Annotated in this window: 15 protein-coding genes; 10 read left to right on the top strand and 5 right to left on the bottom strand. The window is 51.1% G+C overall.

Features of this window, described 5'->3' with window-relative positions; genetic code table 11:
* Positions 1–2: 2 nt before the first annotated feature.
* Complete coding sequence (locus tag EPA93_RS44160; protein ID WP_207229368.1) at positions 3–206, bottom strand: helix-turn-helix domain-containing protein; 204 nt, start codon at positions 204–206, stop codon at positions 3–5.
* Between the two features lie 259 nt (positions 207–465).
* On the opposite strand from EPA93_RS44160, the gene yhfZ reads away from it, so the two are divergent.
* The 7 genes from yhfZ (at position 466) to EPA93_RS44125 (ending at position 7,394) form a co-directional block, all read left to right on the top strand.
* Positions 466–1,389, top strand: coding sequence for a GntR family transcriptional regulator YhfZ (gene yhfZ, locus EPA93_RS44155; RefSeq protein WP_129893660.1), 924 nt, complete (start codon positions 466–468; stop codon positions 1,387–1,389).
* A 159-nt stretch (positions 1,390–1,548) separates the two neighbouring features.
* Positions 1,549–1,947 (top strand): PRD domain-containing protein, encoded by a 399-nt coding sequence (locus EPA93_RS44150; RefSeq protein WP_129893659.1) that lies wholly within the window; start codon positions 1,549–1,551, stop codon positions 1,945–1,947.
* A 189-nt stretch (positions 1,948–2,136) separates the two neighbouring features.
* Complete coding sequence (locus EPA93_RS44145) at positions 2,137–2,493, top strand: DUF2620 family protein (protein WP_129893658.1); 357 nt, start codon at positions 2,137–2,139, stop codon at positions 2,491–2,493.
* Positions 2,494–2,604: 111 nt separating this feature from the next.
* Positions 2,605–4,008 carry a YhfT family protein gene (locus EPA93_RS44140; RefSeq protein WP_129893657.1) on the top strand — a complete coding sequence of 468 codons (1,404 nt, stop codon included), beginning with the start codon at positions 2,605–2,607 and terminating at the stop codon, positions 4,006–4,008.
* A gap of 170 nt (positions 4,009–4,178) precedes the next feature.
* Positions 4,179–5,132: a phosphotriesterase family protein gene (locus EPA93_RS44135; RefSeq protein ID WP_165423797.1), complete on the top strand. Its 954-nt coding sequence runs from the start codon at positions 4,179–4,181 to the stop codon at positions 5,130–5,132.
* Positions 5,132–6,229: an aminotransferase class V-fold PLP-dependent enzyme gene (locus tag EPA93_RS44130; RefSeq protein ID WP_129893655.1), complete on the top strand. Its 1,098-nt coding sequence runs from the start codon at positions 5,132–5,134 to the stop codon at positions 6,227–6,229. The genes EPA93_RS44135 and EPA93_RS44130 overlap by 1 nt, the downstream gene beginning before the upstream one ends.
* Positions 6,230–6,233: 4 nt before the next feature.
* Entirely contained in the window at positions 6,234–7,394 is a 1,161-nt protein-coding gene (locus EPA93_RS44125; protein ID WP_129893654.1) for an alanine racemase, read from the top strand.
* A 41-nt stretch (positions 7,395–7,435) separates the two neighbouring features.
* Here EPA93_RS44125 and EPA93_RS44120 read toward each other — a convergent pair whose 3' ends face one another.
* From EPA93_RS44120 to EPA93_RS44110, 3 genes are all read right to left on the bottom strand, one after another.
* Positions 7,436–7,786 carry an NUDIX hydrolase gene (locus EPA93_RS44120; RefSeq protein WP_207229367.1) on the bottom strand — a complete coding sequence of 117 codons (351 nt, stop codon included), beginning with the start codon at positions 7,784–7,786 and terminating at the stop codon, positions 7,436–7,438.
* An 866-nt stretch (positions 7,787–8,652) separates the two neighbouring features.
* Positions 8,653–10,155 carry a phosphodiester glycosidase family protein gene (locus EPA93_RS44115; RefSeq protein ID WP_242527258.1) on the bottom strand — a complete coding sequence of 501 codons (1,503 nt, stop codon included), beginning with the start codon at positions 10,153–10,155 and terminating at the stop codon, positions 8,653–8,655.
* Between the two features lie 322 nt (positions 10,156–10,477).
* Complete coding sequence (locus EPA93_RS44110) at positions 10,478–10,744, bottom strand: transglycosylase (RefSeq protein ID WP_129893653.1); 267 nt, start codon at positions 10,742–10,744, stop codon at positions 10,478–10,480.
* 352 nt (positions 10,745–11,096) lie between these two features.
* On the opposite strand from EPA93_RS44110, the gene EPA93_RS44105 reads away from it, so the two are divergent.
* Complete coding sequence (locus tag EPA93_RS44105) at positions 11,097–11,513, top strand: YtxH domain-containing protein (RefSeq protein WP_129893652.1); 417 nt, start codon at positions 11,097–11,099, stop codon at positions 11,511–11,513.
* 121 nt (positions 11,514–11,634) lie between these two features.
* Here the strand turns inward: EPA93_RS44105 and murA are convergent, their stop codons facing one another.
* A complete protein-coding gene (murA, locus tag EPA93_RS44100; RefSeq protein WP_207229366.1) occupies positions 11,635–12,975 on the bottom strand; it encodes a UDP-N-acetylglucosamine 1-carboxyvinyltransferase in 1,341 nt (446 codons plus the stop codon).
* A gap of 684 nt (positions 12,976–13,659) precedes the next feature.
* Here murA and EPA93_RS44095 point away from each other — a divergent pair.
* Positions 13,660–14,538, top strand: coding sequence for an SDR family NAD(P)-dependent oxidoreductase (locus tag EPA93_RS44095; protein ID WP_129893651.1), 879 nt, complete (start codon positions 13,660–13,662; stop codon positions 14,536–14,538).
* A gap of 225 nt (positions 14,539–14,763) precedes the next feature.
* Positions 14,764–15,273: a GNAT family N-acetyltransferase gene (locus EPA93_RS44090; protein WP_207229365.1), complete on the top strand. Its 510-nt coding sequence runs from the start codon at positions 14,764–14,766 to the stop codon at positions 15,271–15,273.
* The last annotated feature ends 100 nt before the right edge of the window (positions 15,274–15,373 follow it).

The raw sequence follows: 15,373 nt of genomic DNA, 5'->3' as shown, positions 1-15,373 counted from the left end.
CTCTATTGTGTCTCACGCTGTTGCTTACGCTTCTGAGCCTCTATATATGATTCTACGTCGCTACGCTGAAATCTCCAAAGATCGCCAACTTTAAAGCCAACTAACTCGCCTTTCTCTGCAAGACGGGTAATACTCCGAACGCTTACCTTGAACATTGCTGCTACTTCTTTTGCCTCTAGGATTTCATCAAACATCACTATAGTCATGTCCCCCCTATTCTTGTTCCTGTACGACTATTGTGTACAACTCTAGCTTATCATGCTTTCTCAGCCTTTACAATAGTAAATAGTCTATAATTGACAATTCGGACGCACAACGGTATACCACAATAAGATTCCCCAGCTAAAGCTAGAGCTCGCTTTCTGCATAACGTCGAAGCGCTGTCAAAGCAAGCAAGCCTTGACAGCGCTTCTTTTGGCGTCTATACTATATCCAGTATACTGGATATTGAGATAGAGAAAAGAGATGGCGACGATAAATACAGAGGATTTTCTCTCACAAACAGGCAGAATAACCGTAGCCCTGGCCAGGCTCTTGCTCCATTACTCACGAGGCGATAAATTGCCCCGCATGGTAGATGTTGCGCGTAAGCTCAAAGCTGGCAATGGAACGCTCCAGGAGGCCTTTAATTACCTCACCCGGACGGGCGCCATTCGTGTAGAATCCCACGGCGCGCAAGGCTCTTTTCTTGCCGAGATCGATTATCCTCTGCTCTGGCACTATGCGGGCAATGAATGGGTTGTTGGCTCGATGCCCTTGCCCTATACGCTGCGCTATGAAGGGCTGGCAACCGCCTTGCATGCTCAGATGGAGCTTTCAGAGCTCCCCTTTAACATGACCTATCAGCGCGGCTCGGTCTCGCGCGGGGAAATGGTGCGTAAGGGACATTATCATTACGCCGTCATGTCGTTGCTAGCAGCCGAAGCCCTTATCAAACAGCACCCGGAGCTAGCTATTGTAACCCGGTTGCCGGCCAGCACTTATGTTTCTGAACATGTGCTGGTCAGTCGGCTGCCAATAGCCGAAATTCGCAGCATCGGCGTAGATACTACTTCCCTTGACGAAACACTACTCACCGAAGAGGAATGTCGCTTCCACCCCGAATGGGAGATAGTGCCGATTAATAGCACTCTCGTTTTAGATCTGCTGCAGGAAGGAGATCTCGACGCCATTATCTGGAATCGCGACGGTGTACAGACAGCACTCCAGAGCGTACATATCCTACCCTTACAGGGAGCTGCCTACAAACGCGAAATAGCTGCCCAGACGGCTATTATTGCCCTTAAGGATGCACCAGTACGCAATCTCCTCTTAAGTATTTTTTCGCCTGAACGCATTACAGCTATCCAGCATGAAGTGCTTGAACGTCAGCGCCTGCCTCGCTACTGATCCAGGCGCATGGCTTCTTTACTTTATGCGTGCTTGTTCTTACATTCTTAAACTTTCAAGAGAGAGACAGACTTCCCGGATAGAGCGAAGCTATCCCCAGGGAAAGAAGATCATCCAACGGATACAGAAAATCCGGGGGTTGCGAGCAAGGAAGAGGATATGGAACAGGATATACAGGAACGCCTCCATATATATGAGCGAGAAGGCCTGGCCTCGCATCAGGTCGTGCAATTCGTACATGATATGCTGAGCTGGCTTGAACAAAGCACACATTATACCTGCAATGAAGAAACAACGGGACCACTGGCCAGTCACCTGATGCTGGCACTAGAGCGTGTACAACGGGGAGAAGATCTGGGCAGCGCCTGGGATCTAGAAGTCCACAATCAGGCCAGGCAACTTTCAGCGCTTTTGCCGCTGGCAACATATATTCAACAGCAGGCCTTGCAGCAATTGCATATTAGCTTGCCTTCTGAAGAAATCGATTTTGTTTTACTTCACCTGGGAGCTTTCTTGGCCCGCAACAACGATCCGCGTGTAGCCCACCTGGAAGCCTGAAAGCATGCTTAAACTTGCGAAGAGCAAAGAGAGGAGGTACGGTTTCTATAGTTTCACTTATTTCCTGACGCTCTGATGTAGTGGTGTCTGAACAACACAGCGCTCAGAGCAGATAATGTTGTTTCGACACGATATATTCGTTCACAGCTTCGTCATTTTGCGAAGACAGAGACTGAGAGGAGCGTAACTATGCCGACCATCTATATCGGTGGCGTGGGTAAGGCCGATGTCAAACGCCTGCTAGAACAGCGCCACGATCCAGGACTTAAAGTAGTTGTCAGCAGCGATCTTGAAGCTGGTCCCATCATGAAGCGGACAGCAGATACCTACTACATTGGTACCTGCCATACAGGGGCCGGTGGCTCGCTAGGAGCTATGCTTGCTTTTCTAGGCCGTCAGAGGTGTCATACGTTCGGACGACAGGCTCGCGTCAATCCTAACGATATAAAGAAGCTGTTAGACGATGGCGTACGGGCCTTTGGCTTATCGGTTGATCAGATCAACGCCGTAGTTCCAGGATTGGTAGATACCATTCTCGCGCGCTAATTCCAGTCCCCTCAAGCAGGGCCTGAAAGCATAAGGTCTTGTCAGCCCTTCTTGAAGGGAATTTTCGCACGAAACTCTAAAAGGTCAAGTGACAGCAGAAAGGGGAGCGCTATGAGTCTCCATTTCACTCCGCTGGTTATTATCTTCACCATCTTAAGCACGGCCTTTGCCGCTCTACTCTCGCAAATGGCCTTAGCCGTGTTTAACGATGGCGTACGACCCTTTCTCCTTGATTTCTATCGGGGAGAATTGAAACGCCCACAAATGACGGCGATTGCCTTCGGGCTCTCAGCCGGCTTTATCTTTGGTCTTGGCGTGCCTATTGCCTTTTCTTCGGGCGTCCTCAATCCCTGGGTATTGTTTTTGCCTTCGGATATTCTGGGTATTCTCTCGCCCAAGAAATGGCTGGCCCCTATTCTCGGCGCACTATGGGGAGCCATCGTCGTATTTGGCCTGGGTGCCGCTACTACCGCTGCGAATAGCCTGCCCGTCAATTTTCTCACGGCAATGCAACAGATGTCTAATCCAATCCTTTACCTGTTCGCTTTCTTTCCCGCAGTTGCGATTGCCATGCAATTTGGGCGCTGGCGCGGCGCCATTGCCTTCGTCCTCGGTCTGCTGGTTATGTTAGCAACGATGAAATGGATACCTGTCATGTTCCCCGGTGCCCTGACCATGGCTAGCGGCGTTGTGCTCCTGGTTATCTTTGCCGTGGCTGAGGAGATTAAGATGGCCCGTGCAACGCGGCTTCAGGCAGCAGCCGAGCGCGCTAAGCGTCAGAGCGCCGACAATGAGGCCGCTACTGCAGAGGAGGGAGGCACGGCCACCGTTGCGACAGCCATAGAGGAGGATACAAACAGTAGTATTGATGAAGAGACAAGTTCTATCTTTGCGGCTAACGCGGCTCGCCTCAAAAAATATGCACCCTTCTTTGTGATTATGGGGGTGCTGCTCGGCGTCCTGGTCAATACGCATATGTTTGCCGGCGGAGAGGCTACCAGCTATATCATCGCCAAAGGCCAGTACGCTAATGCTGCACAGGTAGATTTCTATCGCGCCCTTGGCTTTATCCCGCTGATCGTCACCACAGCCATAGCCTCTGGCGCCTTCCAGGTTGTCGGCTTTACGCTGATCTATCCTGCGGCTTATCTGCTGCCTAATCCCATTCTTGCCGGCATCGCCGGCGGTCTCTTGTTTGGCATAGAGGTCTTTGTCCTTAGCTATATCGCTAAGTGGCTGGGCACACTACGCACGGTACGCGATGCTTCCGATAATATTCGCAATGCCATCAATCTCACCCTAGAAGTGGCTATTCTCTTTGGCTCTATCGCTGCCGCTAATGCGATGGCTGGTGGGGTGGGGATCGCCGTAGTAGGTGGATTATATGCATTGAATGAAGTATTGGGCCGGCCTGTCGTGCGCATGGCTGCAGGTCCGGTTGGAGTTATTCTTGCCGGCATCGCTTTTAACCTCTTAGCCTATATTCATCTCTTTACACCGATAGCCGTAAAATAAGCGCTAGATAAGCCATAGCAATGCTTATTGGGAAAGTAATAAGCATATGGCCAGGGCGCAAACTGGTCACAGAAGCTCTTCTAACCAGCTTCTGTGACCGGAGACATGGGCACAAAGGCAAGAGCCTAGCCAGGCAAAATATCTTGCATGTATTTTTAAAGGAGGGATCAGTGTCAAGCAGGCAGATTATTGTACAAACAGCCATAGAGAGAGAACCACTTGCCGAAGGCATGATCTACACGCATGAACATCTATGGCTAAATCTCTCAACTGCGCGCGATCCGGCCGGCAAGCTTGATCAATTTGAACTTATTGTGGAGGAGATCCGCACCCTCAAGGCTTTGGGCGTCGCGGCAATCATGGAGCTTAGCTGCCTGGGCATGGGACGCAGCATCGAGCACCTGCAGCGCATTCAGCTGGCCACAGGCGTGCAGATCATTCCAGCTACCGGTTACTACCACCAGGGATTTCATCCCCAGTCTCTGCGCACTGCCAGCGTGGAGCAAATCGCTGAAAGCCTGGCCCGGGAACTTACAAACGGGTGTGAGGGCACTTCTGTGCGCCCAATGCTGCTCGGCGAAATTGGAGGTTCGGGCGATCCGCTGCACAAAGATGAGGTGAAAGTCTTCAAGGCCGTGGCCAGCCTGGCCCGACAATTTCCTGTCGTGGTAACAACTCACGCCCATCTTGGCGGCGGGGCGCAAAAAGAGCTTGACCTTTTGCTCGCAGGCGGTATAGCACCTGAGCGCATTCTGATCGGGCATCTGGATCTTTGTCCCTCGCTTGAAGAAGTATTACGTATTGCCCAACAGGGCGCATACGTAGGTTTTGATACAGTTGGCAAGCAGAGCTATGCCCCGGATCAGCGCCGCATAGAATATATTAAGGCATTTATCGAGGCTGGCCTGGCAGAGCGCATCTTGCTCTCGTGCGATATCTCGCGCAACGCTTATTTACGCGCGAATGGTGGGCAGGGCTATGCTCATCTTATCCAAACCTTCCTGCCCATGCTCACAGAGCAAGGTATCGCTCCAGCAACCATCAAACTGCTGACCGAGGAAAACCCACGGCGTTTTCTGGCTGCGGCGGCCCTACCTCTAGCCAATCCAGGAGGCATGTCCTAATGCTTACGATTAGCCGTCTAGCTCCTCTATCGCTTGCCGAAGCGCGTCAGCTCCAGTTTCGCCTTGTCGAGGCCATTACGCAAGAGTTTGCTGGCCATGAATGGTTAAGCCGAGGAGATCTTGGCGTTGGCCTGGATGGGAAAGGCAGCCGTTATACACGCCAGGCTGAGCGCGCCCTCGCCCGCATGTTTGGGGTTGAGGATGCAGTCTTTGTTACAGGAGCCGGGACCGGAGCCATTAGATGCGCGCTCTTTGCTCTGTTGCCTCCCTTGAGCCGTATTCTGGTTCACGAAGCTCAGCTTTATCCAACTACGGCAGTAACATTTCGTGCCGCAGGCTACCAGGCGGTTCCGATCAACTTCGATGATGAGGCCCAACTGACCCAGGCTCTGGCTGGCGAAGAGCTGCAAGCAGTCTTAATCCAGCATACGCGGCAAAACCTGGCTACCCATTACCAACTCGCCGACGTTATCTCTATCATACGCAAGCGTAGGCCAGAGCTGGTGATACTTGTTGACGATAACTACGCGGTTGCCAACACGCCCAAAATTGGGGTCGAACTGGGAGCCGCAGTCAGTGCCTTCTCATCCTTCAAGCTGCTGGGACCTGAAGGTATTGGTATTGTGCTCTGTACGCAGGCAATTGCCGAGCGGATCAGAGCAGACATGTACTCCGGTGGCTCGCGCGTTCAGGGCTTTCAGGCGCAAGAGGCCCTCATTGGCTTAAGCATGGCCTTCATGGCCAACGCCACCACGCAGGAGACAGTTGATACTATCGTCACCCACATACGTAAGCGGGCCCATCCCGCCATCGCCGAGGCGCACATAGCAAATATGCAATCGCCAATCATTCTTATCAGGTTTCACGCACCCATCGGATCGCAGATCACAACGCTGGCCGCCAGATATGGAGCCGCTCCATTTCCGGTAGGCGCAATGTCTCGCTACGAACTTATCCCTATGTTCTATCGCGTTTCGGGCACCATGACGGCGGAGCTAGGAGCTGCCGCGGCCCAGCACTGGATACGTATCAATCCCATGAGAGCCGGAGCCGAAACTGTTCTGAGAATCCTGGAAAAAGCACTTAACGAGGTATAAAACGATGTTTCTTAACGCTGTAAAAAAACGTAATCCAGAGCTTATCGGTTTTGCCGCCGAACTGCATCGCGCCGGGGCTATTCCTCCCAATACCTTTGTCATTGACCGTGGCGCCGTCAGGCGTAACGCCGAGCGCCTTGCCCAGAAGGCTAGCGAGCTAAACTTGCAGCTCTATTTTATGGCCAAGCAGATCGGCTATGATGAGCAGCTCATCTCGGCCATTCTGCCAGCGATCCCTGCGGCAGTGGCGGTCGATTGGATGGGAGCTGAAGCCCAGATTGCCCAGGGAGTCCCAGTCAAACATGTTGGGCATCTTGTGCCTATTCCTTTTCACTCCATACCCCACATTATGGCAAAGGGGCAGCCAGAGGTCTGGACCCTACTTGATCTAGATGCCGCAAAAGCCGTGAGCGAGGCAGCTCAGGCGCAAGAGCGTACCCAGCAGATCTTGCTACGCATCAATGGGGGCCAACTTTTTCCGGGCCAGGAAGGAGGCTTTGCGACAGATACGATCACCGATATTGCCCGACGCATTGCCAGCCTGCCAGGGCTTAAGCTCGCAGGGGTAACGAGCTATCCCTGCTTTACCTGGGATGAAAATAACGAGCAATATATCCCATCTTCCAACCTACAGGAGCTGCTTATAGCGGCCGAGCGCTTACGGGAAGCCGGTTTTGAGATGAAGCAAATTAATACACCGGGCAATACATCGCTCAGCGTTCTACCGCTGCTCGCTAAATATGGCGCAACGCACGGCGAGCCGGGCCATGCCCTGACAGGCACAACGCCAGAGCAAAGCCTTGGACGCTGCGAAGAAGAGCCTGCGGCGATCTATGTAAGTGAGGTCTCGGCCATGTTACCCTCCGGTCAGGCTCTGGCCTATGGTGGAGGGCTCTATGCGCGCGCCCATGCCAGATCCGCGCTCGTTGGTGGCAGTGTAGAGGAGCTTATGGAAACAGAAGCAATTCCTGTCGCCTTTCCACCTGCCCAATTTATCGACTATCAATGCAGCTTGCATGTGCCAGAAACAAGACATCTTCATAGCGGAGACACAGTAATTATGGCTTTTCGCTTCCAGCTCTTTGTGTTGAGAAGCTATCGAGCCATCGTAGAGCAGGATGATCAAGGGATATGGAGACTACTCTCCCTCAAAGCGCCAGAATAAAAGTCAGGCCACGCTCAGCCTCTCGCTAGCTTTATTCGGCGTCACTGCGGGAGGCGCTGATCTTCCTCTGTACTGCTACGTTGATCACGAATTACGGCCTGAGGAGAATTGAGTAAGGCATCCTCGACACGTTGCCGATGTTTGGGCAAGGTCTTAGCAGGCAGAGCATCGGGCTCAAAGAAGCGACATTCCTGCGATTCCTCGGTCGCAGTTAACGTGCCGCCAGCTATACGGCAACGAAATGTGAGCACAACTTCTTGCTTCTGTGGTTTAGAGTAAACTCCTACCAATTGTTCGACATCTACCTGTAATCCCGTCTCCTCTAGCACCTCCCGGCGTAGCGCCTCCTCAACTGTCTCGCCGCTCTCCATTCCGCCCCCGGCAGATTCCACCAACCAATATCTCTGCGCAGGGCTAGAAGCACTTTTCCTTCGGCAAAAATAAGGGCATAGACACCTATACGAAATTGGGCCGAACGATATCTTAGCTCCATAAGAGATTCTGCCATAACTTAACCTCTTCTGCTTAATACTGCACTATAATAAAAATATACGTGCTTTGATATAACTCTTAGCAAACACAACCACTTCCTAAAATGCACGCCACTCTCGCGATTGGATGAACTGGTCCTCAGAATACCATGTCCACAATAGGCAGCGCAACGCACAACTTGCTATGCTGCCCTTCCGGCTAATCAGACCGCTCTATACATAAAAGCATAACTCCCCACACAAATATTCTCGCCTTTCACTTCTCACATGCGTTGAGCGCTCAGCATTGACAAGCAGATCGATCATTTGAAGGAAAGCCGCAGCATCATGACTTATCCAGGTGACAAAATGATGACAAAAAAGGGCGCATTGTTCTTATTCTCGCCATCCCTCACTAGTAGAATGGGTCCACAAGCGAAAACCACAAGCCAGGAAGGCTGCAGATGAAAGCATTCACCTGGAAGGATCTATCAGATTGGTCCTGAGAATGGCCAGTGGAAACAATGGAGACAGGCCCAGCGCTTTATCAGCACCTTGAGCGAAGATGGCAGAACCGACATTGCACGCGGGTAAGGCTTATCCAATGGAGAGAAAAGGAGCGCAAAAAGGAGTATTCATCTTAATGAACATGCTCATCTGCCTCACACCCCTTTTCAGCCTAATATTGCTACCACGAAACGGGCTATAGCCTGAGTGCTGGAGAGGATATTTCTCCTCTCCAGACGTCATACATCCAAAATCACCTATACGAGATGCGCATTCCTGCCTCAAGATGGAGGCAACTCGCGCGGATAGTTGGGTACGGAAGGGGTTGGGGGTACCTTCGGTGACACACGTGTGAGATAAAAGAAATCTCGCTCAGTGCCATTGAGATATTCATAGCCTGTTCCCTGCATCGCCGGGTTGAGCTTGGTAACCATCACCTTCCCACTCGAACTATAATCATACAAGAAGGCTCGTACCCAGAACGGATTGATATCTGTCTGCATGGCCATTACCGCCCCGGCCGCGCGCAAGGCCTGGCCCAGCGTCAAAGCCGTTAGCCCATCGCCTGCGGCATAGATCAACGAGCCGCTTGCCGTAATCCCCAGACCAGAGCGCCAGGTATAGGCTCTATTCAATATAGTACCACCCCAGGCCGCACCATCTTGGGTAAGCGGATTTATCGTACCATCATCAATTAATAAGGCTGCGTTTTGCCGCCAGGCCACCAGGTCTGGGTTTCCATCCTGAAGCTGCGGGTCCTTACCCCAGGCCCCGAGGATCAACTTTCCTTCCTTCGTAACGGCAATCGTAGCAGCCCCAGGCACTGCCGGCACGTAGGTCCGACCATTCACGCCAAGACCATATTTTCCATCCGCGTACTTAAAGCCTCCGTTTAATGCTGCAAGCAAAGCGCCGCTCTGTCGATCAGCCGCCGGAATAACGCCGGTACCATGGTGCCCTAGAGGCCCACCTGGTTCAACGGTACCAGCCACAATATGCAGAAGCGCAAAACGCATATCAAACTGCAATAGCGTTACAATGGCATATGGATGCGATGGATCAGGGCGAATAAAGGCGCGGGCATCTTGAGGCAAATAACTATATGGGGCAGGAGCCATACTTAATGGTGTCCACACGCCCTCGCCAGGGATAGGCGGTGAAATTACTGGCTGCATCGTATTCATAGGCATGGCCTCAATGGGTGCCTGTTTGTGCTGCTCAGGTAGCTGAGTCGCCACTACGGTCGGCTTCTGGCTAGTCTTCCAGGGGGCAGCGACCTGCTTGTTGCCAAGCTGATATTGAGCTTGCTGAGCCGTATTCGATAAACCCAGGTACCAGGATTCAATCTGAGCAGTGATCGTTGGTCCAGCAATAGAGCGCAGGGTATCGGCCAGCCACGCTCCCCCCTGGCCATTAGTCTGACTAAAAAATACAATCGCAGCCAGAGCTGTAACACAACATAGAGAGAGCAGACAACCCAGGACCTTCTTTCGCGATAGAAGCTTCTTTCTCTGCTTAACCGCTCTAGCTGGCGCTACCGCCACACTTACCGCCGGCGTAGCTTGTCTCGCTGGAAAAGCTGCAGGCATAGGCCGCTGATAGTTCCCCGGCGGTGCCACCGGAGAGATATTCTGCTGAAAATGATTTCCCATTGGGACGATTTGAGGAGCCGTTTGCAGTATACTACTGTCTGATGCCACAGTTTGATCAGCTTGATCTAATTGGGGACCAGGCAACACAAATTGTCGTTTTTGCTCATTGTTTCTCTTTTGCCCCAAAGACATTTATTACTCCAAAAATCATTAACTTTTATACTCTACTATTCATTTCTCGGGACGTACCTAAATGTAATGAGTAACAAACAGGGAGAAATGATCGCGCATATAGTAGTTTATTCCCCCATTCACATAAATCTTCCATAGTATTTACCTGGTCAGTTTCAGGCCCCGAACCGGTAGGGCGGGTAGCTTTATTTGATTATACATAGGGCACTAAGATGTGTATCTAAAAGAGCGGTCAGGAGCCTCAATAGCCAGCGCACCATCAAAAAAGGTGGCCAGCATTGGCCACCTTATAGGGTCTCCCTCATTAATAATCTACATACATCTAGCGCCGATAAGCTATGTTATGCCATATAATCACCAGAACAATTGCCGCAATAATCGTGCTGATCAAAGGTACGCCGGCCACTATGGGCTCGTCAACGATGTGGAAATGGAAAAAACCCACAATAAGGAAGATCGCGAATAAGCCGACCATAATCGCCCCCAGGATACCGGCGGGAGCCCGCCGCCCCGCGATTACCTCGCCTACCAGTCCGACAGCCGCAGCGATCACAACCCAGATAACAAATTGCGTGAGAGTAACGGCCATTGATTTCCTCCCTGCTGAGAATATAGCAAGTTGAATCCAGTCAACTCGTTTTTAACACGTCCACGCCACTACCCAAGACTCAACAGTCGGCAGGGAAGAGCATATTTTCCAGCAGAGCACAGCGCATACTCATTCTTATGCGCCAAACGATCCTCAAAAATAATCACTATTTCTGGGCGCAACATTTGCAGTACTCATTCATAATGATAGAAGAGCAGAGCATAATACTCCTTTAGGAGACTTATGTGAAACTTCTAAAGCATGTTATTCGTGCCATAACTGGAGAGCTTCAGTAAAAACATCTATGCAATAAGTAAAGGCATAGATTAGGGATAGGAAAGGATGCTTACGGATGAATAGTTTTCTGAAAGGGATGCTCGTTGGAGCCGGTCTGGGTTTGCTCTTTGCCCCCATGAAAGGCGAAGAGTTGCGCAAGCTCCTGAGTGAGCGCGCACGCGATATGCAGGGATATCTACCTGAGAACGTACAACTGAATACGCAGCAGGTTTCTGATCGCATGGCGCAGACCGCAAGCAATCTTAAAGACTATGCTCAGCAGGCCGCCACGACGGTCAAGAGCACAGCAAGCAACCTTGGTACCATTGCCCAGAACACTGCTTCTGGCTTAAAGCAGACAGGCGCAGATAGTGCCAACATTGCCCAACAAGCCGGGCAAGATACTGCAGACACCCTGAAAAAAGCCGGGAAAGACGTCTCAGACACGACGAAACAGGCAGCCAATTCAGTAAAGTCGAGTGCAACCGAGTAATCTGATTTACCTTGTTTACCATCCAGCAGATATGATATCAAACCACCCATTCAAGCCCCATTCAGATCGCGAGATGGGCCTCTCTGGACACCATCTCGCGGTTGCATCCCGCAACTCTTATCTAGAGACTGCTCCCAGCAATGCGTTCAATCTTCAGATTCATAGAGGCTAGGCGAGGCACAATATTGCCATATCCCCGCTCTAGAAAATCCACGCCAGTAATAATCGATGTGCCACGCGCAATAGCGGCGGCTATGACATAGGCCAGGCCAGCCCTTAGATCCGGGATTGTAATGGGCTCGCTGGTAGCGGTAAAGGGTGTTGGCCCGATAATAATCGCACTATGCTCATAATTCTTATCGCGAAAGCGGCAGGGTATCCCACCAAGACAATGTGATGTGAGCTGCGTTCTGGCCCCCAGAGCATCTAGAGCCTTGAGATAGCCAAAGCGATTTTCAAAGACAGTCTCATGAATAATAGAAATGCCATCTGCCTGGGTGAGCAAAATTGCAAACGGTTGCTGCCAATCAGTGGAAAAGCCCGGATAGACATCGGTCTCAATAATGGCTGGACGCAAGTCACGCGCGCGGAAGAAGCGAATACTTTCCGCACCCATGAGCTCTATTCCACCGCCAATTTCCTGGAAATAAGAAAGGAAGTTGCCAAGCGTATCGGGACGAATGCCGGAAACAGTCACATCACCGTTTGAGGCACAGGCTAAACTAGCCCATGATGCCGCCTCTATCCGATCGCCAAGGGCCTGAATGTGCGTCCCCTTTAATTGCTTCACACCCTCGATGCGAATATCGCGTCCCGAGGAGGTAAAGATAATCGCCCCCATAGAGCGCAGCATCATAATCAGCTCCATAACTTCAGGCTCTATGGCTGCATTCGTAATGACAGTTCTGCCCTCGGCCAGCACGCCGAGATATAAGCAGGTCTCAGTAGCTCCAACGCTCGGATAGGGCAAATCAATATGTGTTCCTTTGAGCGACTTTACCCGTCGCGCAACATATCCCTCTGATGTTTCGTCTACCACGCCCCCAAACCGGCGGATCGCCTGCAGATGAAAATCGACTGCGCGAGCCCCTATTTTACACCCACCAACCACAGGCACTGAAACTGTGGTAAAACGATGCAATAGAGCACTCAGCAACAGTATTGGCACGCGATTACTCCCTGAATGTGGCGTGGGAACCGTAGATGTATCCATGCTTGAGGCATCTATCACCAGCTGCTGGCTATCAACCCGCTCCACCTTTGCCCCAATAGAAGTTAACAATTCAGCAGTAATATCTACATCGCCAATCGCCGGCGCATTGGTGAGCGTAGTTGGCGTATCACCTAACAGAGCCGCAACCATGGCTTTAATGACAAAATTTTTTGCCCCCAGGCAAGCAATCTTCCCAACAACTGGATAGCCCCCCTCGATACGATATGCATATGTATTTTCAGTTGTCACTCTTTTACCTTTACTTCCTTTTATTGAGTATCAATTCCATAATAGAGGTCCTATTACTATTGTTATATGACAGGCTACCTTTCTCTGGCAAAGCCTTAGTACTCGATCCACCAGGCACGCTAGCACTTTGTCGGGTTTGGGATGCTTCAGCAGCAAAGCTCTAGTACTATTGTCGGGATAACATAACTACTCATAAAAACATGGCTTAAAGCAGATCCAAAGCCGGAGTAAATAGCTTTATTTCTTCGTTCTCTACTCTCAAAAAGCATAAAATCATCCCGCTCATTGACTTTATGAGCTTGCTATTCTATACTTGTTATACACAACACTTCACTATAGTAAAGGAGACATGGCACTCATATGGGTGGCACTACCAGATAATAGTATTATCGCGCAGGGACCATGCTCTTAACCCCCCACAAGGTCAAGAGGTGGGTAATCTGTTGATAATAGTATCCTGGTGTCAAATTTGCTACCTATGCCATGTCCATTTTTCTACTCACTTAGCGCTAAGATGGCCCATGTCATAGCTACCACTCCAAGATTTCACTAATCCACGGCTTTTCAGCTTCAACTATCACCCGATACTATGTCCTGCAACCCCAAAGATGCCCTGCCAGATATTACACGCTCTATAAGCTTTGTAAGTTTTAACAAACATTTCTGCAATGGGAGAAAGACATTATGATTCAGTCAGGACTCAAGGATAAAGTTGTGCTCATTACCGGCGGCAATCACGGCATCGGTGCCGCAACCGCCAGAGCCTTCGCCGCAGAGGGCGCCGCTATACTCATCAACTACCTCCGCTTGCCTCCTCAAGGCGAGCCCTCACCGCAAGGCAGCACGACAACAGACGAAGAGCCGGGAATAGCTTTTTATAATGCCATAAGAGCTAAAGCTGCTGATGAGGTTGTACATTCTATTCGTAAGCACGGTGGACGCAGCTCGGCTATCGAGGCTGACCTGGCTGATCCGGCCACCATACCTCTGCTCTTCGAACAGGCAGAAAAACTCTTTGGGCCGGTAGATGTACTTGTCAATAATGCTGATCACTGCGAACAAGATACCTTCATTCCCGGAGCCGAGGCCACGACGCTGGCACCCGATGGCTTCCCGTCTCAGCCAATCAGCGCCGCCGGACACGATGAGCACTTTGCAGTAAACAGCCGCGCCGTGGCCCTGATGATGGCTGAATATGCGCGCCGGCGCATTACTAGCAAAGTCCACTGGGGACGTATTATCAACATCAGCACCGATGGTGCGCCTGGCTTTGCTGGCGAAATTTCCTACGGTGCCAGCAAAGCAGCCATCGAGTCATATAGCCGCGCCGCCGCTGTAGAACTGGGCCCTTATGGGATCACCGTCAATATCATATCACCTGGACCAGTCCAGACCGGCTGGATCACGCCGGAATCTGAGCAAGTGATCGCGGCCGAGACGCCGCTGCGCCGCGTCGGGCAACCGGAGGATATAGCCGATGTCATCGTCTTCTTAGCTTCGGAACAGGCGCGCTGGCTCTCGGGTCAGCTTCTATCCGTTAGCGGAGGCCGTCGCTTCCTTTAAGCTCCAGCCGCAAGCGTCCTCTCCTCAACAATTGTGATACAGATCATAGACGCAAATTATGGCAAGCTCTATACTAGGTGAGGGAAGCGCGCAGGCCCATGCGCCTCCTTTCCCTGTGTAGAGCTTTTTCTCTTGAGTGCGCACTGAAACGAGAGAGGTAAGAGGGTAAAAAGCGTACTATATAAAAGCGCGCTCTACAGGAAATCCGCCCAGGATTGGCTGAGAATGGACTTACAGATGCTGATCAGAAACATACAGCAGGAAGACGCAGAGCAATTCTTACAACTGCGTCAACAACTCGATCAAGAGACTACCTACATGTTACTTGAGCCGGGGGAGCGAGAAACCACGCTTCCCCAACAACGTGAGCAAATTGCCCAGATCTTAACCCGGGGAAGACAGATGATCTTCGTGGCAGAAGAGGCCGGAAAGCTTATCGGTTACCTGGAAGCTAGCGGTGGGAATTTTAAGCGGAATACGCATACTGCCTATATCGTTATTGGCATTTTGCAAGCATATACAGGTCAAGGGTTTGGCACGCGGCTCTTCGAAGTCCTGGAAAGCTGGTCACGCCTTAACAATTTTCATCGTTTAGAACTCACGGTTATGGTACACAATCAGGCAGCGCTCACACTCTATAAAAAATGTGGATTTGAGATAGAGGGCATAAGAAAGCACGCTCTACGCGTGAAGAATGCATATGTGGATGAGTATTATATGGCCAGACTCCTGTAACCCCTTATTTCATAGGTCAAGGCTTATGCACATCAAATGCACACGCTTAACAGGCTAGCAGGCCCTCCCGCTCGCAAATGTACCATTAGATTTAGCACAA

Origin of the sequence: Ktedonosporobacter rubrisoli (assembly GCF_004208415.1) — a bacterium.
GTDB lineage: Bacteria > Chloroflexota > Ktedonobacteria > Ktedonobacterales > Ktedonobacteraceae > Ktedonosporobacter > Ktedonosporobacter rubrisoli.
Note: the sequence above shows the minus strand (reverse complement) of the source record. Positions and strands in the feature narration are given on the sequence as shown.

Bases quoted from the DNA above. Each gene is read 5' to 3' on its own strand.
- EPA93_RS44145 (WP_129893658.1), top strand. From the start codon at position 2,137: ATGCCGACCATCTATATCGGTGGCGTGGGTAAGGCCGATGTCAAACGC.
- EPA93_RS44150 (WP_129893659.1), top strand. From the start codon at position 1,549: ATGGAACAGGATATACAGGAACGCCTCCATATATATGAGCGAGAAGGC.
- EPA93_RS44160 (WP_207229368.1), bottom strand. From the start codon at position 206: ATGACTATAGTGATGTTTGATGAAATCCTAGAGGCAAAAGAAGTAGCA.
- EPA93_RS44115 (WP_242527258.1), bottom strand. From the start codon at position 10,155: ATGTCTTTGGGGCAAAAGAGAAACAATGAGCAAAAACGACAATTTGTG.
- EPA93_RS44090 (WP_207229365.1), top strand. From the start codon at position 14,764: ATGGACTTACAGATGCTGATCAGAAACATACAGCAGGAAGACGCAGAG.
- EPA93_RS44110 (WP_129893653.1), bottom strand. From the start codon at position 10,744: ATGGCCGTTACTCTCACGCAATTTGTTATCTGGGTTGTGATCGCTGCG.
- EPA93_RS44095 (WP_129893651.1), top strand. From the start codon at position 13,660: ATGATTCAGTCAGGACTCAAGGATAAAGTTGTGCTCATTACCGGCGGC.
- EPA93_RS44130 (WP_129893655.1), top strand. From the start codon at position 5,132: ATGCTTACGATTAGCCGTCTAGCTCCTCTATCGCTTGCCGAAGCGCGT.
- EPA93_RS44140 (WP_129893657.1), top strand. From the start codon at position 2,605: ATGAGTCTCCATTTCACTCCGCTGGTTATTATCTTCACCATCTTAAGC.
- EPA93_RS44125 (WP_129893654.1), top strand. From the start codon at position 6,234: ATGTTTCTTAACGCTGTAAAAAAACGTAATCCAGAGCTTATCGGTTTT.
- EPA93_RS44105 (WP_129893652.1), top strand. From the start codon at position 11,097: ATGAATAGTTTTCTGAAAGGGATGCTCGTTGGAGCCGGTCTGGGTTTG.
- yhfZ (WP_129893660.1), top strand. From the start codon at position 466: ATGGCGACGATAAATACAGAGGATTTTCTCTCACAAACAGGCAGAATA.